The organism is Streptomyces sp. ISL-1, from assembly GCF_018614585.1.
Lineage (GTDB): Bacteria > Actinomycetota > Actinomycetes > Streptomycetales > Streptomycetaceae > Streptomyces > Streptomyces maoxianensis.
The window spans coordinates 147,379-168,096 of the sequence record NZ_JAGGOI010000032.1; the positions used below are offsets into that span (position 1 = coordinate 147,379).

The 20,718-nt window shown below is 68.8% G+C and carries 18 protein-coding genes; 11 read left to right on the plus strand and 7 right to left on the minus strand.

Annotation, left to right across the window (positions count from 1 at the left end; translation table 11 throughout):
* Positions 1 to 39: 39 nt before the first annotated feature.
* From J7E87_RS23585 to J7E87_RS23600, 4 genes are all read right to left on the minus strand, one after another.
* On the minus strand, positions 40 to 270 hold the full coding sequence (locus J7E87_RS23585; RefSeq protein ID WP_308313045.1) for a hypothetical protein: 231 nt from the start codon (positions 268 to 270) through the stop codon (positions 40 to 42).
* Positions 271 to 280: 10 nt separating this feature from the next.
* On the minus strand, positions 281 to 589 hold the full coding sequence (locus J7E87_RS23590; RefSeq protein ID WP_251017886.1) for a hypothetical protein: 309 nt from the start codon (positions 587 to 589) through the stop codon (positions 281 to 283).
* 101 nt (positions 590 to 690) lie between these two features.
* Positions 691 to 1,296: a hypothetical protein gene (locus J7E87_RS23595; protein ID WP_215096485.1), complete on the minus strand. Its 606-nt coding sequence runs from the start codon at positions 1,294 to 1,296 to the stop codon at positions 691 to 693.
* A gap of 207 nt (positions 1,297 to 1,503) precedes the next feature.
* On the minus strand, positions 1,504 to 1,683 hold the full coding sequence (locus J7E87_RS23600; RefSeq protein ID WP_215096486.1) for a hypothetical protein: 180 nt from the start codon (positions 1,681 to 1,683) through the stop codon (positions 1,504 to 1,506).
* Between the two features lie 436 nt (positions 1,684 to 2,119).
* Here J7E87_RS23600 and J7E87_RS23605 point away from each other — a divergent pair, with 436 nt between their 5' ends.
* Positions 2,120 to 2,638, plus strand: a complete 519-nt coding sequence (locus tag J7E87_RS23605; RefSeq protein WP_215096487.1) for an ATP-binding protein — start codon at positions 2,120 to 2,122, stop codon at positions 2,636 to 2,638.
* Between the two features lie 13 nt (positions 2,639 to 2,651).
* Here J7E87_RS23605 and J7E87_RS23610 read toward each other — a convergent pair whose 3' ends face one another.
* Positions 2,652 to 3,227 (minus strand): DUF4240 domain-containing protein, encoded by a 576-nt coding sequence (locus tag J7E87_RS23610; protein ID WP_215096488.1) that lies wholly within the window; start codon positions 3,225 to 3,227, stop codon positions 2,652 to 2,654.
* 472 nt (positions 3,228 to 3,699) lie between these two features.
* Here J7E87_RS23610 and J7E87_RS23615 point away from each other — a divergent pair, with 472 nt between their 5' ends.
* The 5 genes from J7E87_RS23615 (at position 3,700) to J7E87_RS23635 (ending at position 12,067) form a co-directional block, all read left to right on the plus strand.
* Entirely contained in the window at positions 3,700 to 6,078 is a 2,379-nt protein-coding gene (locus J7E87_RS23615; protein WP_215096489.1) for an AAA family ATPase, read from the plus strand.
* Positions 6,075 to 6,452 (plus strand): hypothetical protein, encoded by a 378-nt coding sequence (locus J7E87_RS23620; protein WP_215096490.1) that lies wholly within the window; start codon positions 6,075 to 6,077, stop codon positions 6,450 to 6,452. The genes J7E87_RS23615 and J7E87_RS23620 overlap by 4 nt, the downstream gene beginning before the upstream one ends.
* Before the next feature lie 300 nt (positions 6,453 to 6,752).
* A complete protein-coding gene (locus J7E87_RS23625; RefSeq protein ID WP_308313046.1) occupies positions 6,753 to 8,681 on the plus strand; it encodes a DUF4357 domain-containing protein in 1,929 nt (642 codons plus the stop codon).
* Positions 8,678 to 9,886 carry an McrC family protein gene (locus tag J7E87_RS23630; RefSeq protein WP_215096492.1) on the plus strand — a complete coding sequence of 403 codons (1,209 nt, stop codon included), beginning with the start codon at positions 8,678 to 8,680 and terminating at the stop codon, positions 9,884 to 9,886. The genes J7E87_RS23625 and J7E87_RS23630 overlap by 4 nt, the downstream gene beginning before the upstream one ends.
* Positions 9,887 to 9,925: 39 nt before the next feature.
* Positions 9,926 to 12,067: a UvrD-helicase domain-containing protein gene (locus J7E87_RS23635; RefSeq protein WP_215096493.1), complete on the plus strand. Its 2,142-nt coding sequence runs from the start codon at positions 9,926 to 9,928 to the stop codon at positions 12,065 to 12,067.
* A gap of 11 nt (positions 12,068 to 12,078) precedes the next feature.
* Here J7E87_RS23635 and J7E87_RS23640 read toward each other — a convergent pair whose 3' ends face one another.
* Positions 12,079 to 13,725, minus strand: coding sequence for an N-6 DNA methylase (locus J7E87_RS23640; RefSeq protein WP_251017888.1), 1,647 nt, complete (start codon positions 13,723 to 13,725; stop codon positions 12,079 to 12,081).
* A 438-nt stretch (positions 13,726 to 14,163) separates the two neighbouring features.
* Between J7E87_RS23640 and J7E87_RS23645 the strand changes: the two genes are divergently transcribed.
* The 4 genes from J7E87_RS23645 to J7E87_RS23660 all read left to right on the plus strand — a co-directional run bounded on the left by J7E87_RS23645 (position 14,164) and on the right by J7E87_RS23660 (position 17,829).
* Positions 14,164 to 14,976 (plus strand): SAM-dependent methyltransferase, encoded by an 813-nt coding sequence (locus J7E87_RS23645; protein WP_215096495.1) that lies wholly within the window; start codon positions 14,164 to 14,166, stop codon positions 14,974 to 14,976.
* 178 nt (positions 14,977 to 15,154) lie between these two features.
* Positions 15,155 to 16,060 carry a LysR family transcriptional regulator gene (locus J7E87_RS23650; protein ID WP_215096496.1) on the plus strand — a complete coding sequence of 302 codons (906 nt, stop codon included), beginning with the start codon at positions 15,155 to 15,157 and terminating at the stop codon, positions 16,058 to 16,060.
* Positions 16,061 to 16,159: 99 nt separating this feature from the next.
* Entirely contained in the window at positions 16,160 to 16,774 is a 615-nt protein-coding gene (locus J7E87_RS23655; protein WP_215096497.1) for a cysteine dioxygenase family protein, read from the plus strand.
* Positions 16,774 to 17,829, plus strand: coding sequence for a YeiH family protein (locus tag J7E87_RS23660; protein WP_215096498.1), 1,056 nt, complete (start codon positions 16,774 to 16,776; stop codon positions 17,827 to 17,829). The genes J7E87_RS23655 and J7E87_RS23660 overlap by 1 nt, the downstream gene beginning before the upstream one ends.
* Here the strand turns inward: J7E87_RS23660 and xylB are convergent.
* Positions 17,822 to 19,297 (minus strand): xylulokinase, encoded by a 1,476-nt coding sequence (gene xylB / locus J7E87_RS23665; RefSeq protein WP_215096499.1) that lies wholly within the window; start codon positions 19,295 to 19,297, stop codon positions 17,822 to 17,824. The genes J7E87_RS23660 and xylB overlap by 8 nt on opposite strands.
* A gap of 162 nt (positions 19,298 to 19,459) precedes the next feature.
* Between xylB and xylA the strand changes: the two genes are divergently transcribed.
* Positions 19,460 to 20,629 carry a xylose isomerase gene (gene xylA / locus J7E87_RS23670; RefSeq protein ID WP_215096620.1) on the plus strand — a complete coding sequence of 390 codons (1,170 nt, stop codon included), beginning with the start codon at positions 19,460 to 19,462 and terminating at the stop codon, positions 20,627 to 20,629.
* Positions 20,630 to 20,718: the final 89 nt, after the last annotated feature.

The window sequence follows — 20,718 nt, forward strand, 5'->3', positions numbered from 1 at the left end:
GGAGCATGCTGTCGATACTTCTCGACCTCTCGTGTCTGGTTACGAGCCTGTTTCCACGGGCTCGGCGCGGTACAAGACAGGCCGGTCCTGCACCTTGACCAGCAGGCCGGCGCTCGCGAGATCGCGGAGGATCTGCCGCGTGTGCTTTGGCTCGGGCTCGTGCCCCGCATCGCGAAGGGCGGTGAGGGCGCGCTGGGTGCCCCAGAGTCCGCGGTACGTGCGGACTGCCGTCTCCAAGCTGACGCGTTGGTTCGGTCGGTGCTGGCTCACGGGGATGCCCTCACTGCTCGGTGCGGTGCGCCTTCTTATCGTGGTTGCGGATGCTGACAGGGGCCCCGACGTAGTCACACGACGGGCACTGCTGCCAAGCGCCGGAGTCGACAGCCCTCGTGGTGACGGAGTGGCCGGGGCCGTAGCCGTGCTTGTGCAGCAACTGCGGTACGGACGACCCGTACTCGGTCGCGAGCAGAGCTGCTTCGGCCACCTTGTCGTGTCCCGGCGCGAAGAAGGATCCGGCACCGATGGTCGTGCCACAGCCGTACCAGCACGTACCGGTCGCCGTCAGACGGGGAAGGTTGGTCATGCTCATCCGTTCAGTCCAGGGCGCCGCGACGGCGCTCGTAGTGTCGACTGTTTCTCTGTCGCCCGAGAGATCGATCACCTGGGGTGATCTGTGTACGGACCCGTACGTCAGGCGGTCTGCCGGGGCATCCAGCCGACGTGACGCAGGACCGGAAGTACCTTGAGGTGGATGAACGCGACGACGGGCGTCTCGTCGTCGTCGGCCCGGAAGAACAGAGCGTGCTCGAAGGACACTGCATCCTGCGGGTGGTTCAGGTCCACCACCGGCAGATCGGGACGGTCTTCCCGGGGCTCCAATGTCACACCCGCACAGGCGGTGTGCTCCCGTAGCCGCTCGAGGCCGTATTCGGCTGTGAGACCCAAGGTGGTGAACGTCTTCTTGACCCTGGGGCGCCCAAGAGGATCGACCCGCGCCACCCAGGCCATGATGCGCAGCCTCCCCGCTCCGCGAACGGGCGCTATTCCGCTACGGAGCCGGTTGTGCAGGTTGGACAGCGGGGCAGGGATCTCAGGAACCACCACAGGTTTGTAGAGGACGAGGTCCCTCTCTCCGTTGTCCCATCGGGTGTCGTGGACCGTGAGCAATGGGCGCCCCGGCACGTGCAGTTCCCACTCCACCGCGGTCCCGTCCGCGGATATTCCTTCGCAGGTAGTACCCGACTTCGCGTGACGGGTGGCCCCGCGATCGAGTGTGAGATCGTCCAGAAGTTGCATGATCTGTACTCCACCTCCGGATGTGGCGAGGTATGCCCGCTGATGTGCGTTGGACGCACAGAACGTACCGCTTGCGGTGTTCGCGTGGCAGGGAAACGTTCAAAGAGTGACGGGCAGTGCATCACGCGTTGTTGTCGGTACGGGACCCGCGATCGAGGATGAATTCCGGGAGGACGGCACCCAGACGCTGGGGCCCGACGTGGTGACTCACATGAGGTGTACTTCGACGGTGAAGCCCTGAGCGAGCACACCGTTCAGGCATTCCGCGTGGGCGCCGAGGAACTGTCGTGTGTCGACGTGCTGCGCCGTCAGTTCCAGGTGCACGTAGTCGGTGGCATCGAATGTGTCGCGGCCGCAGACGCAGCAGCGAAGACGCTGTTCGGTCATTGCCACCTCGGTCGAGATCGCGGAGGATTTGAGCATGCCGCCTGTGGCTCGTGACCCGCATCGCGAAGTGCAGTCAGGCGCGCTGGGTGTCCCAGAAGAATGGGATCCAACCACTCGTCGCTCCAGCGTTGTAGCAGATCCCGGCACGGATTGGTGGGTTGGGCCCCTCGGTTCTCCGCAATCGACACGGCGGGAGACTACGGGCTCGCGCTGACAGTCCCTGCAGTGGCTCGCCGGTCGACGGGACAACTACAAGATCAGAGCGTGTTACCGCTCGACGCCATCGCGACTCCTGCTCTCACTGGAGTCGTGCGAAGGGGTGGTGTGGTGGTCACGGCCGATGACCGGTACAAGCGCGGTCGCATGGCAGTACGGGGAGCCTCGTACCGCCCGACCTGCTGGCATTCGTGATCCTCGCCCGGCCACGCTGAGTGACATGCAAACCGACACCGGTGCCACGGCGAATGTGCCTCAACCTGCCTCTCCTGCAGGCTGGTTCACGCAACTCCTCAGCACGACGCGGCGCGGGGCCCGCAGGGCGCGGCTGCTCGCGGAGCAGCAGCTTGCGGATTGGGGCTTGACGCTGGAAGACGAAACGGCCCAGAACGCCGTACTGATCGTCGCCGAGTTGGCCGCCAACGCGGTCCGGCACGGACGCGTCCCTGGCCGTGACTTCCGTTTGACCCTCAGTCTCGGCCCGGACGACGTACTGCGTATCGAGGTGACCGACGCCCGTGCCGAGCGTCTGCCCGAGCCGGCCTCCCCGGAAGCCTCGCGCGACCCTTCGGCGGAGAACGGCCGTGGGCTGCTGATCGTCGCCGCACTCGCGGACAGCTGGGGTGTGGACCCCTGCCCGGAACCTCCTGCACACAAGACGATTTGGGCGGAGCTCGCACCAACGCGCAGAGCCCTGTCGCACCCCGGGGGCCACACGACCTCGTGGGCCGGCGGTTGAGGCCAGGGCTGGCTCAGGCGGCATTGGCCCTCAGGTACAGGGCGGCCAGACGCGGCAACCGGCGATGCATTTCCTTCGGATCGTCGAAGTCGAAGTCCTCGCCCATGTCGCCGTCGCTCTCCTCGCTCGGGAGACGCTCCAATCGGAAGCGGTCCCAGGCTTGGTAGAAGTCCTCTCCGCCGGCTGTGATCCGCTCGAAGGCTTCGCCGGCCGCGTAGTTGACCTCCTCGTAGAACAGCGCCTCGTCGCGGTACGCCGATGAGGCGTCGACGACCGCCCGATGGTCGGCGAGGCTGTCCGGGCAGGCCGCTGCCCGCTCGTACCACTCCCGCCCCAGCGAGATCAGCCCGGCGCGGAAGTCCATGAAGCTGTCGTCCGAACAGCCGCCGCCGATGACATAGGCCGCTGCCCATACGTCCCAGCGGTACAACGCGTCGTGCACCTCGTCGAACCGCTCCTGGTACTCGAGGATGTCCCGCTTCGGGCAGGTGGCGAGCCGGTCCACAAGGGCCTCGTCGAAAGGCTTGCCCGCGCCGACGGCGGCCGCCCTCGCGGATTCGATGACGTTCCAGAACTGGTCGATGTGCATGCCGGGCACTGTGCCATGGGGGTACGACACTGCCCGCCTCACCCGTGGGGAGCCCGTCCGCACTCAGCGTGGATACAGGGTAGTGCTGTTCCCCCAACCCTTGCCGCTGCTTGGTGACATGCCACAACTGATCTCGATGTACGTGTGCGCGGTCGCTCAAAGGCTCAGCCGCCTGCAAACCCAAAGCCGACCCGAGCAGCAGGCCACGCGCACGGGATTCCGCAGGTCGGCCAAGGCGGCTCGCTGTACCTGAGCTGTAGTCCTGGGCGTCGCTGCCTCACGGCCAGGGGTCAACTCGTGTGACCCAGCGGGACCCGGACACGTTGGCGAGCAGTGTACACAAATTCGAATCTCGGATTATCAGAAGTGCGTTGACGACGCTAACAGGTGTGCGTCATGCTCGGTCGGGCAACGGTGTGCCGTGACTGGTAGGCCGTTCTCAACTGCCGCACCCAGTACAGGAGTCCGAACCATGACCGACGATGCCCAGCCCGCCCCCGCGTCCCTGCGCGACCTGCTGCTCGGCCGGCTGCCGCAGTCCGGGCTGGCAGCAGATGCGCAGGAATTACTCCGCGACCTGTTGCCCGACGCCCAGGCCAGGAGCGATGGCCGGGGCCACCCCCTGTTTCTGCGATCCATCTCGGCTGCTGGCTGGCGTGGCATCGGGCCCGCCACCACGCTCGAACTCCGTCCCGAACCCGGCCTGACGGTGATTGCCGGCCGTAACGGCTCCGGAAAGTCGAGCTTCGCCGAAGCCGCAGAGATGGCGCTGACAGGAGACAACTTCCGGTGGCAGGGGCGCACTCAGATCTGGAAGCAGGGCTGGCGCAATCTGCACGACCGCACGGACCCGCAGGTTGCCGTCGAGTTGTCCTACGGCGACGGGAGCCAGCCGGTCAGCGTGCGGCGCAGCTGGACCGGCACCGGTGTGGACGACTCCCGCACGGTGGTCGAAGGAGTTGCGGCGGAGCTGCACGAGATCGTCGGCTCGGAGGAACTGTCGCTCTACCGGCCGTTTCTCCCCTACAGCGAACTCGGCGCGATGATCAACGGGCCGCTGACCGCTCTGCATGACGCCCTCTCCCAGATCCTCGGCCTGGAACTGCTCGGTGATATCGACAAGCAGGCACGCGCCCTTGCCAAGACCCTCACCGACACCGTCGGGGCCGCCACCGAACTCACCGGCTATGTCGCCCGGGAGCTGTCCGAACTCGATGACCCCCGGGCCGCGGAGGCGGTCGCGCTACTCGGCGGACGCCGACCCGACCTTGACCGGGTGCGCGCGCTTCTCAAGGACCACACCGTTGCCGACGACAGCGCGCTCGCCCGCCTGCGACGGCTTGCCGGTCTGGAGGCCCCCGCCCGGCAGACCGTCAGCGCTGCCGTGACGCGGCTCCGTACGGCGGCCGCCGAGGCCGAGGATGCGCGGTACAGCTCGGCCGAGGACGCGAGGCGGCTGATCGGGCTGCTGGAGAACGCTCTTGACCATCGCCGCCGCCACCCCGACTCTGCCGACTGCCCCGTTTGCGGTGGAGCGAACCGTCTCGACCGGGCCTGGGCGCAGGGAGCCCGGGAGCAGGTCGAACGACTCCAGGCGGAGGCCGCCGCGGCGCAGGCCGCGCGCCGGGAGCTGGACGCGGCCGTCCGGGACGTCCACGACCTGGTGCAGCCTGTTCCACCCTGGCTCCAGGCCGACGAGACGTCGCTTGCCGCGCTCTGGCGTGACTGGGCGGCGTGCCGGGCGGTCGGCGAACCGCGGGAGCTGGCGGACCGCGCCGAGCGGGCCGAGGCAGTCCTTGGTGATGCCTGCCTCCAACTGCGCGAGGACTCCGCGCAGCGGCTCTCCGAGCAGGACGGGCGCTGGCAGACCGCTGCCGGACGCCTCAACGAGTGGTTGCGGCGCGCAGAGGCCGCGGAGCAGGCACAGCCCCGCATCAGGCAGATCAAAGCCCTCCGCGCCTGGCTCAGGAAGACCACCGACGAACTGCGCGACGAGCGGCTGAAGCCCATCGCCGACCAGTCCCAGATGGTGTGGAAGCTGCTGTGCGAGCGCAGCAGCGTCGCGCTCGGATCGATCAGCCTCGCGGGCGCCGCGAACCAGCGCAAGGTTGTGCTCGACGTCTCCGTGGACGCGATGGAAGCGCCCGCGTTCGGTGTCATGAGCCAGGGCGAACTGCACTCGCTGGCGCTGTCCCTGTTCATCCCGCGCGCCACGCACCAGGGCAGCCCGTTCAAGTTCCTGGTGATCGACGACCCGGTCCAGTCCATGGACCCCGAGAAGGTCGACGGCCTGGCCAGGGTTCTCGACATCTACGCACAGCACCGGCAGGTCGTCGTCTTCACCCACGACACCCGGCTTGAGGAGGCCATCCGTCGTCTCGGCATCAAGGCAACGGTCAAGCGGGTGTCCCGGCAGACCGACTCGGTCGTCGAAGTCGTCCCGGTCAGTGACCCGGTAAGCCAGGCGCTGGACGAGGCGCGGGCGATCGCCCTGGACGAGAACCTGCCGCAGAAGGTTGCCGACAGGGTGCTGCCCGCGATGTGCCGCGTGGCATTGGAGGCGGCCTATCTGGATGCGGCCCGGAGCACCCTGCGCAAGGCCGGGCACGGTCAGCGTGCCATTGCGGAGATGATCGCGAAAGCGGGGCCCCTCACCGGACTTGCGGCGCTTGCCCTTTCGGTGGAGCCCGCCACGGTCCTCGACGCCGTGGCCGGCGACCATGGCCCATGGGCCAAGGACCTGATCAGGCAGTGCAACGCAGCTTCCCATCAGGCCGGCACGCCCGTCGGCGATCGCAAGGAACTGGTACGGCGCACCGAGCGCCTCGCGAAGGCGGTGCAAGCACGGTGACTCTTCCCACCAGCGGCCTCCTCGCCGCCGCCGACCAGCTGCTCTGCCCTCCGCCGGATATCGTCCACACCCTCACCCCCGGCCTGCGGGCCCGCGCTGCCGCAGTCCTGCTCCGGCTGGCGCTGGACGAGACCCTCGACGACTTCTGGCGCAGCGTCAGCCCGCGCATGACCCGCAACGGACGGAGCAGGATGCTCAGCCTGCAGTGGTACGTCAGGCCGTCCGTCGCCCGGCAGTGGTTCGCCGTCTGGTCCGCTCTCAGCGCCGCCTGTCACCACCATTCGTACGAGCTTCCGCCTACCCCCGCCGAGGTACGGGCCTGGCACAAGGACGTCAGCGAGCTGCTGAGCGTATTGCCCTCCGCCAGGCTCTGACCCCAGGCCAGGCTGCCGCCGACAATGCGAGGAACCACACCATGGACGCCCGCCGCTACCGAATGGTGGTCACCAGCGGACTCGACTGTGTCAAGACAGGCGCGCACGTCGATGATCAGCAGCGCCGCTGCGCCGACCGCGGGATAGCTGTCCGGTGCATTGTTCGGCACTTGACCAATACCCTCACGTGAGGGGTCGGTCTCCGTGGCCAGTGTCGGCTGTAGGGCCCCGCGGATAGGGTCGCAGAGTGTAGTCATCGGAGGGGTGGGGCATCGCACGATGCCCGGCCGAGGAGTGAGTGTGAGCGACGAGCACGGGGGCCACCCAGAGCCAGCGGAGTACCCGGAGTTCCTCCTGCGTCTGCCGGGGGGCGGGCCACTGGCCAGGGGACGGCTGCTGGCCGAGAAAGGGACGAACGGGAGCCAGAAGTTCGTCGTTCTGGCGGCGTCTCCGGTCCGGTCCGAGGTGGTGCCCTCGTTCCCGCTCCGTATGCCGTCGTCCCACCGCCTCAGGCAGCAGCTGATCGAAGAAGGCGCGATCCGCGAGTCGACGACCTGGCAGGGTCGGCTGGAGACGGTCCGGGACATCGAATGCAATTCGCCGTCGGCCGCGGCCGAGATTCTGGTGGGGCGCAGTGCCAACGGCTGGGTGGAGTGGAAGACCGCCGACGGGCACCCGCTGGCCGACTTCCTCAACAACGTGGGGTGGGGGCCCAACCGGGCCTGGCTGGTGCGCGGCTCCAACGTCTCCGGCCTCGACCTCGTACAGCGGATGTGGCTTCCCGAGCAACGGGTCTCTCTCGACGCCTCAAGACTGCGGCAAGGTGTCGAGCAGGGGGTGACCAAGGATCAGTTGCGGTCCTCGGTCGAGGAGGACTACGAGTCGGCGGCCACGTACAACCAGAAACTGGAGTTGGTCGAAGAACTGCATGCCTTCCTGTCTCGGATGAAGCCCGGCGACACGGTGTGCACCATATCGGGCGGACGGCTCTACGTCGGTGAGGTCACCGGTTCCGCCGAGCAGACCGTCTCGGACGGAGGTCGGTCCAATCTGCGGCGGCCCGTCGAGTGGCAGGCAGGCGGATATCCGTACGACGAGCTCCCCGAGGAGCTTCAACAGAAGCTGTCCGTACAGCATGACGTGGTGGACCTGAGCGTGGTCAAGCCCCTTCTCGACGGCCTTGGCCTGTCCGATGCGGAACTCGCCGCGGAGGCCGAGGCGGCCGCCGAAGGCGACGTGAGCGCCGAGATCGCCGCGATCACCGAGCGCCGCCGCGAGCTCGAACTGCCTGAGCCCGGACCGGAACTCGCCGCCGAACTCCTTGTCCACGACGTTGCGTGGCTGCGTGAGCTGCGCGACCTGCTGTGGGACGAGCGGCAGCTCGTCCTGTACGGGCCGCCCGGCACCGGCAAGACCTTCCTGGCGCTCGAACTCGCCACGTTCCTCGGTGGCGGACCCGAGCAGGTCAAACTCGTGCAGTTCCACCCCTCCTACTCCTACGAGGACTTCTTTGAGGGCTTCCGGCCCCGAGAGGACCCCGAGACCCGAGAGGTCGCCTTCCGCCTCACGGCAGGGCCGCTGCGTGAACTCGCCGATCTCGCCTCCCGCGAGGGCAACCGGCACATCCCGCACTTCCTGATCATCGACGAGATAAACCGGGCCAACCTGGCGAAGGTCTTCGGCGAGCTGTACTTCCTCCTCGAATACCGCAACAAGTCCGTACGGCTCACCTACTCCGGCGACGACTTCGCGCTCCCGCCCAACGTCTTCGTCATCGGCACCATGAACACCGCCGACCGCTCCATCGCCCTCGTCGACGCGGCGATGCGCCGGCGCTTCGCGTTCGTCGAGCTCTCGCCACGCATCGAGCCGACGAGCGGGCTGCTGCACCGCTGGCTCGCGGACAGGGCGCTGGACTCCGAGCCCGCCGAGCTGCTCGACGCGCTCAACTCCCGTATTGAGGAGCCCGACTTCCGTATAGGCCCCTCGTATCTCATGAAGAAGGGCGCCTACAGGGAGGGTGGGCTGGAACGCACCTGGCGCACCAAGATCCTTCCGCTGCTGGAGGAACACCACTACGGCGACAGCCTCGACGTCCAGGCCCGCTACGGGCTCGAAAACCTCCGCAAAGTCGTGGCCGTCCGTAAGCAACGCTTCGCCGCTCAGCCCGGCGACCTCGTGTGGGGCGAACCATCTGCCGCCGACACTGACGCCGACGACGCGTCGTGACGACCATCCACCTCGTCGAGCACGCCCCGCCGGTCCCGCGTCCTCTCTCGGACGTGGTCGGGCGGGCCCTCGCCGCCTCCCGCATCGTTGACGCCGCGCCCGACCCGTACCTGCCGGGCCACTGGCGGCTCCGCGCGGGCAGCAAGGTCGGTGCCGTCGCCCTCACCGTCCCCGGCGCCGGGACCGTCACGCTGCGCATCACCCCGAAGGTTCCGATCGCCCGGCTGTTCTTCCTCCTCGGCTACGCGCTCTCCCCGCACACCATCCCGGACGATGGCGCGGTCGATGTTGCGGAACACACCGAAGTGCTGCCCGCCTTCGCCCACGCCTTCGAGCGTCAGCTGGCCCGCGCGCTCACGCAAGGGCTGGTCCAGGGCTACCGGACGACCGAGGAGAGCGCCTTCGTCGTACGCGGCCGCATCCGCGAGGCGGACCAGATACGGCGTCACTTCGGCGCCGCTGTGCCCGTCGAGATCGTGTACGACGAGTACTCCACCGACATCGCGGAGAACCGCATCCTGAGTGCCGCGACCGAGCGCCTCCTGCGCCTGCCGGGCGTTCCCGGAAACGTACGCCGCCGTCTCGCGCATCACAGGTCGCGCTTGGCGGACGTGACCCCACTCGTACGCGGGCACGCCCTGCCGGTGTGGCGGCCCACCCGCCTCAACGCCCGCTACCACGGCGCGCTCCGGCTCGCCGAGACCGTACTGCGCGGGGCTTCGGCCGAGCACGACGAGGGACAGCTGCGCATCGACGGCTTTCTCTTCGACATGAACAAGCTCTTCGAGGACTTCGTCTGCACCGCGCTGCGCGAGGCGCTCGCCCAACACGGCGGCCGCGCCGAACTCCAGGCCCGCGGAATCCATCTGGACCGCGACGACGCCGTCCGGATACGCCCCGACTTCGTCTGGTACGCCGACGACGGCCGACCGCGCGCCGTCGTCGACGCCAAGTACAAGGCGGAGAAACAGGAAGGCTTCCCCGACGCCGACCTCTACCAGATGCTCGCCTACTGCACGGCGCTCGGACTGCCGGACGGCCATCTTGTCTACGCCAAGGGCAACGCCTCCTACGCGGCTCACCGGATCCGCAACGCGGGCATCACCATCCAGCAGCACGCACTGGACCTCGACCAGCCGCCAGGCTCACTCCTGGACGAGATCCGGGACCTCGCCGAGAGGCTCGCCGCCACTACGCTCGTATGATCAACACGCTTGCCTGATCGGTGTAAAGGAGCCCACCTCGTGCCTCAGCTCGCCTTCGCGAACACCTTCTGGGAGAGCTTCGATGCCCTGGAGAAGCCGGTCAAGGCAGGCGTACGCAAGGCCATGGCCAAGTTCCACCAGCTCACCATCGCCGAGATGCATGCGGACAAAGGCCTGCACCTGGAGTCGGTCGACAAAGCACGCGACCCGCGGATGCGCACCATCCGCATCAACGACTTCTGGCGGGGGGTCGTACTCGCTCCCGACGACGGCAGCGACACCTTCCTGCTCCTGAAAGTCGTGCCCCACGACGACGCCTACACGTGGGCCGCCAGGCGGCTCTACACCGTCAATACGGCGACCCGCGGTCTCGAGGTACGCAATGTCGTGGCGCTCGAGCAGCTCACGCCCACGCTGGAGAAGGCCGCAAACGCGGCGCCCGCTCTGCTGTTCGCCTCGTACTCGGACACGGTATTGCGGGAACTCGGCATCGATGACCAGGTGTTGAAGGCTGTCCGCACAATTGTCGACCGTCCCCAGCTGGACGCGTTCGGGACCCTGTTGCCAGAGGACCAGTTCGAGGTGCTGACCTTCCTTGCCGAGGGGTTCAAGCCCGACGAGGTCTACCGGGATGTCGTTGCGGTTCGCCGCCCCGTCCACGCGACCCCCGAACCGACCGAGGACCTGGCGGCCGCCATTGCCAACACGAGCAGCCGCATCACCCTGATCACCGAGCCCGATGAACTCGCCGAGATCTTGGAGAAGCCCTTTGCGGCATGGCGGGTATTCCTGCACCCGTCGCAGCGACGCCTTGCATACAGGGTCTCGTACAAGGGTCCCGCGCAGGTCTCCGGCGGGCCGGGTACTGGCAAGACGGTCGTGGCCCTCCACCGGGTCAAGCACCTGCTGTCCCGCTCGCCCGGCACTCGTGTACTGCTCACCACCTACACCAACGCGCTCGCGGCTGCTCTGCTGGAGAACCTCGCACTGCTCCTCGACGACGAAGCTCAGCTGGCCCGGGTGGATGTGACCACCGTCAATGCCTACGCCCACCGCATCATGCGCGAGCTGGGCGGGCGGAGGCCTTCGCCCATAGGGGACCAGGAGGAACGCCACATCTGGCAGAAGGTGGGCAAGCAGCTCGGCCTGCCGTGGACCGAGCGGTTCCTCTCGCAGGAGTACCGGCATGTGATCCTCGCCCAGGACCTCCGGTCCGGCGAGGACTATCTGGCCGCCACACGAAGGGGTCGAGGCACCGCACTCGGGCCGTTAAAGCGGGCTCAGCTCTGGCGGGCCGTCGAATCGTTCAAAGCCGAGCTGGTTGCCAAGAGGGCCAGCACACACCTCCAAGTGTGCGACGAAGCGGCCCGATTGCTGGACGGAGCGGACCGTGCCACACACGGATATGCCCACGTCGTCGTGGACGAGGCGCAGGATCTTCACCCAGCTCAGTGGCGCGTGCTGAGAGCAGCCGTCGAGTCAGGACCGGACGACCTGTTCATCACTGGAGATCCGCACCAGCGGATCTACGACTCCTATGTGTCCCTGGGGTCACTGGGCATCTCGGTGACCGGCCGTTCGAGTCGGCTGCGGATCAACTACCGCAGTACAGAAGAGATCCTCGTGTGGGCCACCGGCATCCTCGACGATGCGCCGGTCGAGGACCTGAGCGGTGACGGCGGCGACAGCCTGAGAGGCTACCGCTCGTTGCTGCATGGCAGAAGGCCGCATGTAAGCGGTCACGCTGCCGAACAGGCCGAAATTACCGTGCTGGTGGAGCGGATCGAGGGGTGGATCGCGCAGGGGATCCGGCCTGCTGAGATCGCCGTGTGCACCAGGTTCAATGTGCTGTTGGACAAGGTGCGCGACCGGCTGGAGGCGGCGGGTGTTCTCGCGGTGAAAGTGAAGGACAATCCGGGAGCGGGCGTCGACGGAGTACGGCTGGCGACGATGCACGCCATGAAAGGGCTCGAATTCCGCTGCGTCGCAGTAATCGGTGTCACAGCCGGTGCGGTCCCGTTCGCCCGGGAGATCACGCCGGCTGAAGTCGACCGGATCCAGCACGAGTCGGACCTGCTGAGGGAACGTTGCGTACTGTTCGTGGCCTGCACCAGAGCCCGGGAGGCGCTCCATGTGTCGTGGAGCGGCGCGGCGAGCCCCTTCCTGCCCGTCCGGGAGTAGCGGGCGGGACGTCAGCCGTCGGACGGCGGTGGGACGAGCGCTCCGCTGGTGAGACCGTCACGCGCCAGGGACGCCGCTCGCTCGGTCAGCTCTCTGAGCCTGCACACGTGCTGCTCGAACTCCGCGAGCGCACGGAAGGCGGCTCCATAGCGGCGCTGCTCATCGACGGCCATCTGGGGGATGCGAGCGCCCCGGGTGTCCGTGCGAAAGGTTCCGCTGGTGCTGGTTGAGCGGCGATTGTTGAAAACGCTGCGCAGGAAGCCGTTCAAGTAGTCCGTGTCGAGCTGCTCGCTGGTCGACACGGCCGCGTCTGCCGACGTCTCCACCAGCCCGGCTCGGGCAAGATCCGCGAGGCTGACCGTGGCCCCGTCCTGGATGGCGCCGACGGAGCCCTCTGCGAGTGCGGGCAGCAGGTTCAGCAGGGTCGCCACTTGTTGGTCGATCTCGGCACGTGTGGCTTCGTACTCCGCCGTGAAGTCGGTGCGCGTGGCCGTGATGTGCGTCGCAGGGGTCAGATCGACAGTGTCATCGAGCAGATCGATGCGTGGAACTTCAGCGGTCTGCTCGGCCGCGGGCTCGAAGCTGTCCGCCGGATCGTTGCCGGTGAGGTCCGTCATGCGTACGAACTCGACGGTGTCGTCAGGTCCCGTAGGCCGTCTGAGCAGCCACAGATGGACTGAAAGGGCATGCGAAGCGGCCATCCCCGGGGGAAGCGCGACGACATGAGTGAGCAGCCCGCGGCGTACGACCTCGGCGCGGATCCTGCGCCCGGCCTTGCGGTAGGCGACGGACGCGGGCATCACCAGGACGACGCGCCCCGCCGGGGCTGTGTGGAAGTAGCAGTGCTGGAGCCACGCCAGTTCGCTCTCGGCGCGGGAGGGAACGCCGAATTCCCAGCGTGGGTCCAGAAGCAGGTCCTCGCGCCCCCAGTCGGGAACTCCCACGGGCGGCTCGCATACGACGAGTTCCGCCTTGAGTTCGCGGTGCTGGTCCGCGCGAAGGGAGTCCCCGGTGGCAATGGTGACTTCGGCGAGTCCTGTCAGATTCGCTCGCAGCTGCGCGTAGCGTGCCCTGACCGGGTCGATGTCCTGGCCGGCGAGGGCACGTGCCTGGGTGCTGAAGGCCAACAGCAACGAGCCGATACCGCATGCGGGATCCAGGACTGTGCCGCTCTGTACGTCCGCGAAGTGCTGGATGGCCCGGATGAGCTGGGGCGATGTGATTCCGTCCGATCCGGCGCGACCGGAGGATTCGACATAGCGGACGGTCAGGTTGGTGAGCAACTCAGCGGGAGAGATCTCGGCGGTGAGCTCGTTCACCAGGGCCATGAGAGCCGAGTCCCCGTCGACTCCTTTGCCGACGCCAGACCCTGTGAGGAGCTCCGCGACGGTCGCCAGGCCACGAATCATGTCCTCACCGTGGGTGCTGCGCAGTTGCTCCCACAGCCTCACCTCGTCCGACATCTCCCGGCCCTTGCGCTGTTTGTCGAGCCAGGACCGGACCTCGGGGAGGTGGAACAGCGGGCTGCTGGTGCTCCCGGTCGCGGGGGCGGGAAAGTCGTCGTGGCGCCTGCGCCAATTGGAGACGGCGGCGCGGGTGACCCCTGCGAGCCGAGCGATCTCAGCAGCGGTGACGAGGGGCTCTGCGGTGGGGCGCATGGCGTCCTTCATAACGTTCCACAGTACACGGCACACTCGAGCAATCCTCAAAGAGGTCCGTTGGCGATGTAAACGAACGCAGAGTCACCATGTACGTACGCGGCGAATGGTGTCGCGGCGCTCCCGGAAGGCCTGCCGAGCCGTTTCTTGGGCCCAGCAAGGACCAAGTGCTTGGCCCGGGCCACTCGCTGAGGTGGAGGGGCTCTCTCCACGTCCCTGCGGAATCGGCACTGCGTGGGGGTGGCGCGCAGCGGGGGCACCGCCGGTTCTGTCCGGCGGGCTGCCAGGCGGCCGAGGATCAGCGCGGCTGCCCCGGCTTGCGCCGAACTCCCCCTCGCGTACCTGGAGTTACTTGCCCGAGGTCTGTCCGCCTGCGAGGATCGCATGATCGTTGACGCTGGGAGTTCCTCAGCATCTTGAGCATTCAGGGAGCTGCGTATGACCGGGAGCGAGCCCGCCGTCCCCAGGATCGACACCAGTAAGCCGCATCCGGCCCGGGTGTACGACTGGTTCCTGGGCGGCAAGGACAACTACCCGGTCGACGAGGCGCTGGGCCGGCACATCATGACCATTGACAACCGCGCCAAGCATGTCGCCCAGACCAACCGGTGGTACATGCAGCGAGTGACCCGGTGGATGGCCGGGCAGGCGGGTGTGCGTCAGTACCTCGACATCGGCACCGGCATCCCGACCGAGCCCAATCTGCACCAGGTGGCCCAGGGCATCGCCCCCGAGTCCCGGGTCGTCTACACCGACAACGACCCGATCGTGCTGACGCACGCGGAGGCGCTGCTGCGCAGCACCCCGGAAGGCGTCACCGACTACATCCAGGCCGATGTGCGCGAGCCCGACCGGATCCTCGAACAGGCCCGGAAGGTCCTCGACTTCAAGCAGCCGATCGCCCTCTCGCTGGTCGCGTTGATGCACTTCGTGAGTGACGAGCACCAGCCGTACGACCTGGTGCGCCGGCTCGTGGACGCGTTGCCGTCGGGGAGTTATCTCGTACTGTCGCAGCTCACCGCCGACTTCGACCCGCTGGCCGTGCAGCGCGGCGTCGAGATGTACGCGGCCGGGGGAGTCTCGCTGGTGCCGCGTTCGCACGCGGAGGTCGCCCGCTTCTTCGAGGGGCTCGAGGTGGAAGAGCCCGGGATTGTGCGGCTCACTCAGTGGCACCCGGAGCTCGGCGTCGACGAGGTCGTGGAAGGGGGCGAGGCGGCGTCGCTGTACGCGGGCGTGGCGCACAAGGCGTAGCCGTCGCACCGGCCATCCGTCGCAACGAGGTCCGACCGCACCGGCCGCACCGGCCCGCCGCTCCTGCCGATGTCCGGACGGCGCCAGGTGGGCGTTAGGCGCGCGTCCGGTGAGCGGCGGCGACCCGTGGGTCTCGGGCGGAGCCCCGCGATACCCAAATTCTGCTTATGATGCACGGGTGTTCGACTCCCGGCACATCAAGACGTTCCACGAAGTGGTCAGGGCCGGTTCGTACTCCGCGGCCGCTCGTGCGCTCGGCTATACCCAGCCTGCGATCACCCAGCAGATGAAGGCCCTCGAACGAGACGTCGGCACACCGCTGTTCATCCGCGTCGGCCGCGGCATGCGACTCACCGAGGCGGGGGAGGCGCTGTCCCGGCACGCCACGGTCATCCTCGACAGCATGTCCGCCGCCCAGCAGCAGATGAGCGCCCTCACCCGGCTGCGCGCGGGACGGGTCCGCGTCTGCGCGTTCCCCAGTGCCAATGCCACGCTCATCCCCGAGGCGATGGCCCGGCTGGCCGCGGCCCACCCCGGCGTCCGGGTCGACCTGCTGGAGAGCGAGCCGCCCGCCTCGCTCCAGCGGTTGGTGCGCGGGGAGTGCGACATCACGCTGGCCTTCACCTACCCCGGCCTGCACGAGGAGGTCCCCGACGAGCTGGTGGAAATCCCGCTGCTGGAGGACCAGTTGACGGTTCTGCTGCCGACCGGGCACCCTCTCGCGCGGCGGCGGGCTGTCCAGTTGGCGGATCTCGCGGATGAGCGCTGGATAGCGGGGTGCCTGCGCTGTCGCGCCAATCTGCTGCACGAATGCGCGGAGCAGGGCTTCGCGCCCGACATCGCCTTCACGACGGACGACAATCTCGTGGTGCAGAGCCTGGTCGCGGAGGGTCTTGGGGTCGCGATGATCCCCGCGCTCGTACTGAACTTCCTCTGCCACCGGAAGGTGACGGGGCGGCCGCTTCAGCCCGCCTCGCGGCGGCAGATCTCGGCGTATGTGCTGCGGGAGCATCTGCGGATCCCGGCCACGGCGCGGGTGCTCGATGAGCTGAAGACGGTCGCGGCGAACAAGGTCGGCTGCTGAGGTACGAGCTCTCAAGCTCTCAACCCATAAGCGGAGCTGGGGAAGTTGCGAAGAATCCGTCGTTGGACGTGATGGGCCGGACGGCTCGACGCTGCCCGTATGACCATATCCAACGGATCCAACGGATCCAACGGATCCAACGGATCCACCGGATCGACCGCCTTCAGGGCCGCGCGTACGACCGACCGCCTCGACGGGCTGGTCGCCGAGGTGCGCGACGCCGTCGGGCGTGGACTGCCGCCGGATCTGACGGCGTATCTCGTCGGCGAGCGCCTCGCGCCGCACCTCGGCGCGGCCGACCTCCTCACCGATGAGCAGTGCGATAGCGACCCCGCCCGCTATCGCCAGCATCTGCTGCACGCCGAACACGACGGGAGCTTCTCGGTCGTCGCACTGGTCTGGCTGCCCGGCCAGGGGACCACCGTGCACGACCATGTGTCGTGGTGCACGACGGGTGTGCACGAGGGCGAGGAGTACGAGCGGCGCTACCGCCTCCTCCCGTCCCCGGGGACGTGCACGGCCGCCCGCCTCGTCGCCACCGGCGATGTCGTGAACGCCCAGGGAGCGGTGTGCGGTTTCGCGCCGCCCGGCGATATCCACCGGGTCTGGAACGCGGGCGCCGGCCGGGCGATCTCCCTCCATGTCTACGGAGCGAACATCTCCCGTCTCGGCACGAGTGTCCGCCGCGTCTACGAACTGCCGGCCGACTGCTGATGGCGCTGCTACGGGAACGGTCGGCGTCCGCTTCCCCGTCCTCCGGCCCGTCCGCGCCGGGCGTTCGGCCCGGTCTCGCGCTGGCTGTCGTCGGCGTTGCCGTCGCCTGGTCGGCGCATCAACTCTTCCCGGGCATACCGATGTTGACCGCGTCCGTGGTCCTTGGCATCGTCGCGGCTCATCTGTCCGGGGTGCGCTCGCTCGTACGGGGAGCGGCCCGCCCCGGGCTCTCGTACGCCGGGAAACGGCTGATGCGCATCGGCATCGTCCTGCTCGGTCTGAAACTGAGCCTGGACGATGTGCTCGGCCTCGGCTGGGCGACGGTCACCATGGTTCTCGGCGTGGTCGCCGCGACCTTCCTCGGCACCTGGTGGCTCGGCCGCCGGATGGGGCTGCCCGGCGACCAGCCGCTGCTCATCGCCGCCGGGTACGCCATCTGCGGGGCGTCCGCGATCGGCGCGGTGAGCGAGGCGACGGACAGCGACGAGCGGGACGCGGCGACGTCAGTGGCGCTGGTGACCCTGTGCGGGACGCTGGCCATCGCCGTACTGCCGCTGCTGCAGCAGCCGTTGGGGCTCAGCGACGCGGAGTTCGGCCGCTGGGTCGGCGCGAGCGTCCACGACGTGGGCCAGGTGGTAGCCACCGCGCAGACCGCCGGATCCGGCGCGCTGGGGGAAGCGGTCCTGGTCAAACTGATGCGGGTGGCGCTGCTCGCCCCGCTCGTCGCGGCCGTGGCCCTGTCGGTCCGCCGCCGTCGGCGGGCCGGGGGGACGGTCCGCAAGAGGCTGCCGGTCGTCCCGCTCTTCGTGGTCGGCTTCCTGGCCATGGTGCTTCTCCGCAGCACCGGCCAGTTGCCGCCCGCCGCGATCGACGTGGCACAAGACGCCCAGGAACTCCTGCTCGCGGCCGCGCTGTTCGGCCTCGGCAGCGCGGTGGACCTGCCGTCCCTGACCCGCACGGGCGGCCGGGTCGCGGCGCTCGGGCTGTGCGCGTGGGCGGTGGTGGCCGGGGTGGCGTACGCGGGGGTGCTGCTGGTGACGGGCCCCGTCAGCTGAGCAGCGTGGGCGCCGCCCGCTCAAGCACCCCCGAGACCCGCTCCCATGTCTCCAAGTCCCGCTGCACAGGCGGCAGTTCCAGAGCCTCGCCGCCCTGCCAGACGGCCGACAGTGCCACCGGGTCCTCGCCCGTCGCAGCGCTCGCCGCGAGGGCCGCCGCGCCCACGGCGACCAGTTCGGTGCTGTCGGGGATCAGCAGCGGGCGGCCGGAGAGGCGGCGTACGGTCTCCACCCAGTGGCGGCCCCTGGCCCCGCCGCCCACCAGGCGCAGCGGCCGGGTGGCCACCGCCTCGTCGGCCGGGTCGAGGCCGCAGGCGCGCAGGACCTCGTCGAGGGCGCGCAGGACGGTGACGACCGCGCCTTCGTAGGCGGCACCGAGGAGTTGCTGCCGGGTGGTGGTGTGTCTCAGGCCGGTGAGCAGGCCCGAGGCGGCGGGCAGATCGGGGGTGCGCTCGCCGTCGAGGTACGGCAGGAGTACCACTTCTCCGCCCGCCTCCGCGGCGTCACGGCCCAGGCCCAGCAGCGCGGCGATCTTGTCGACGGCGAGTGTGCAGTTCAGGGTGCAGGCCAGTGGGAGGTACGTACCGTCCGCGGCGGCGAATCCGGCGAGGGCCGGGGATGCGGGCCGGGTGCGGCTGGCCGCGAAGACCGTGCCCGAGGTGCCGAGGCTGAGGGCGGGGTGGTCCAGCAGGCCCGCGCCGCCGAGGCCGAGGCCGACCGCGGCGGCCATGTTGTCGCCGGTGCCCGCGGCGACCGCGATGCCGGCGGGCAGGCCCAGCTCGTCCGCGGCCGTGGCGGTCAGCGATCCGATGCGGGCAGCGCCGGTGGCGGCCACCGGGGGCAGCAAGTCCGCGTCCAGGCCGATGAGTTGGAGGAGCTCGGGGTCGTACGCGCCGGTGGCGGTGGAGTACCAGCAGGTGCCCGACGCGTCGCCCGGATCGGTGGCCGCGGTGCCCGCAAGGCGTTCGGTGAGGAAGTCGTGGGGGAGGCGTACGGCGGCCGCGGCCGAGGCCGCCCGGGGCTCGTTCTCGCGCAGCCACTGCCACTTCGCGGCCGTCATCGACGCGACCGGCACCGATCCCGTACGGGCCGTCCACGCGTCCGGACCGCCGAGCGCCTCGGTGAGGGCGGCGGCCTGCGGTGCCGAGCGGGTGTCGTTCCACAGCAGCGCGGGCCGCACCGCAAGCCCCGCCCGGTCCAGTACGACGAGGCCGTGCTGTTGTCCGGCGACCGCGATACCGATGACGGCGGACGGGTCCAGACCCGATTCCTTCAGCCCGGCGGCGACGGCTTCGCGCAGCGCGTGCCACCACACCTCGGGGTCGCTCTCGCGTGCCCCGCCCTCGCCGCCGACGTGGTGCGAGGCCCGGCCGACCGCGAGCGTACGGCCGGTGGCCGCGTCGATGAACGCCGCCTTCGCCGACTGGGTCGAGCTGTCCACGCCGATCACGACCGGCTGCACGGGCATTGCCCCCACCTCTCCCTCCCGGCCCATTTGGCCGTCCGCGAAACAAATTACGTCAAGCGGCCCGGCGCGAACAGGTGTTGGTGGGGTCTTCTGCGATCGCGCGGGCGTGTGCATTATTAGTAAGGTCAGCAAACAAACTGTCGTTGGAAGGCGGTCATGGCGATGACGGAACGCTTCACCCCCACCCCCGAGGACAAGTTCAGCTTCGGTCTCTGGACGGTCGGCTGGCAGGGCAGGGACCCGTTCGGTGACGCGACCCGATTGCCCCTGGACCCTGTCGAGTCAGTGCAGCGGCTCGCCATGCTCGGTGCGTACGGGGTCACCTTCCACGACGACGACCTGATCCCCTTCGGCACCTCCGAGTCCGAGCGCGAATCGCACATCAAGCGTTTCCGGCAGGTACTGGACGCGACCGGCCTCGTCGTGCCGATGGCCACCACCAATCTCTTCACCCACCCCGTGTTCAAGGACGGCGGCTTCACCGCCAACGATCGGGACGTACGCCGGTACGCGCTGCGCAAGACGATCCGCAACATCGACCTGGCCGCGGAGCTCGGGGCCCGTACGTATGTCGCCTGGGGCGGGCGCGAGGGCGCGGAATCGGGCGCGGCCAAGGACGTGCGCGTCGCTCTCGACCGGATGAAGGAGGCCTTCGACCTGCTGGGGGAGTACGTCACCGAGCAGGAGTACGACCTGCGGTTCGCCATCGAGCCCAAGCCCAACGAGCCGCGCGGCGACATCCTGCTGCCCACCGTCGGCCATGCGCTCGCCTTCATCGAGCGACTTGAGCGGCCCGAGCTGTACGGCGTCAACCCCGAGGTCGGCCATGAGCAGATGGCTGGACTGAACGTCACCCACTCCGTCGCCCAGGCGCTGTGGGCGGACAAGCTCTTCCACATCGACCTCAATGGGCAGAGCGGCATCAAGTACGACCAGGATCTGCGCTTCGGCGCGGGCGATCTGCGGTCCGCCTTCTGGCTGGTCGACCTGCTGGAGACCGCGGGCTACGAAGGCCCGCGGCACTTCGACTTCAAGCCCCCGCGGACCGAGGACTTCGACGGGGTGTGGGCGTCCGCCGCGGGATGCATGCGCAACTATCTGATCCTCAAGGAGCGGGCAGCGGCCTTCCGCGCGAATCCGCGGGTCCGGGAGGCGCTGCGGGCGGCCCGTCTCGACCGGCTCATGCTGCCCACCGCGGCGGACGGGCTGTCCGGGCTGCTCGCGGACCGCGGCGCGTTCGAGGAGTTCGACGTGGAGGAGGCGGCGGAGCGGGGGATGGCGTTCGAAGCGCTCGACCAGCTGGCGATGGATCACCTGCTCGGGGTGCGCTGAAGCAGCGCGGGCCCCGTCGACTGGGGGCGCTGCCCCCAGACCCCCGGGTCCTCAAACGCCGGACGGGCTGAAAGGGCGGTCCTCGTGTG

Excerpts from the sequence above, each read along its gene's own strand:
- J7E87_RS23590 (WP_251017886.1), bottom strand. The coding sequence starts at position 589 with ATGAGCATGACCAACCTTCCCCGTCTGACGGCGACCGGTACGTGCTGG.
- J7E87_RS23595 (WP_215096485.1), bottom strand. The coding sequence starts at position 1,296 with ATGCAACTTCTGGACGATCTCACACTCGATCGCGGGGCCACCCGTCAC.
- J7E87_RS23600 (WP_215096486.1), bottom strand. The coding sequence starts at position 1,683 with ATGACCGAACAGCGTCTTCGCTGCTGCGTCTGCGGCCGCGACACATTC.
- J7E87_RS23605 (WP_215096487.1), top strand. The coding sequence starts at position 2,120 with ATGCAAACCGACACCGGTGCCACGGCGAATGTGCCTCAACCTGCCTCT.
- J7E87_RS23610 (WP_215096488.1), bottom strand. The coding sequence starts at position 3,227 with ATGCACATCGACCAGTTCTGGAACGTCATCGAATCCGCGAGGGCGGCC.
- J7E87_RS23615 (WP_215096489.1), top strand. The coding sequence starts at position 3,700 with ATGACCGACGATGCCCAGCCCGCCCCCGCGTCCCTGCGCGACCTGCTG.
- J7E87_RS23640 (WP_251017888.1), bottom strand. The coding sequence starts at position 13,725 with ATGCGCCCCACCGCAGAGCCCCTCGTCACCGCTGCTGAGATCGCTCGG.
- J7E87_RS23645 (WP_215096495.1), top strand. The coding sequence starts at position 14,164 with ATGACCGGGAGCGAGCCCGCCGTCCCCAGGATCGACACCAGTAAGCCG.
- J7E87_RS23655 (WP_215096497.1), top strand. The coding sequence starts at position 16,160 with ATGACCATATCCAACGGATCCAACGGATCCAACGGATCCAACGGATCC.
- J7E87_RS23660 (WP_215096498.1), top strand. The coding sequence starts at position 16,774 with ATGGCGCTGCTACGGGAACGGTCGGCGTCCGCTTCCCCGTCCTCCGGC.
- xylB (WP_215096499.1), bottom strand. The coding sequence starts at position 19,297 with ATGCCCGTGCAGCCGGTCGTGATCGGCGTGGACAGCTCGACCCAGTCG.
- xylA (WP_215096620.1), top strand. The coding sequence starts at position 19,460 with ATGACGGAACGCTTCACCCCCACCCCCGAGGACAAGTTCAGCTTCGGT.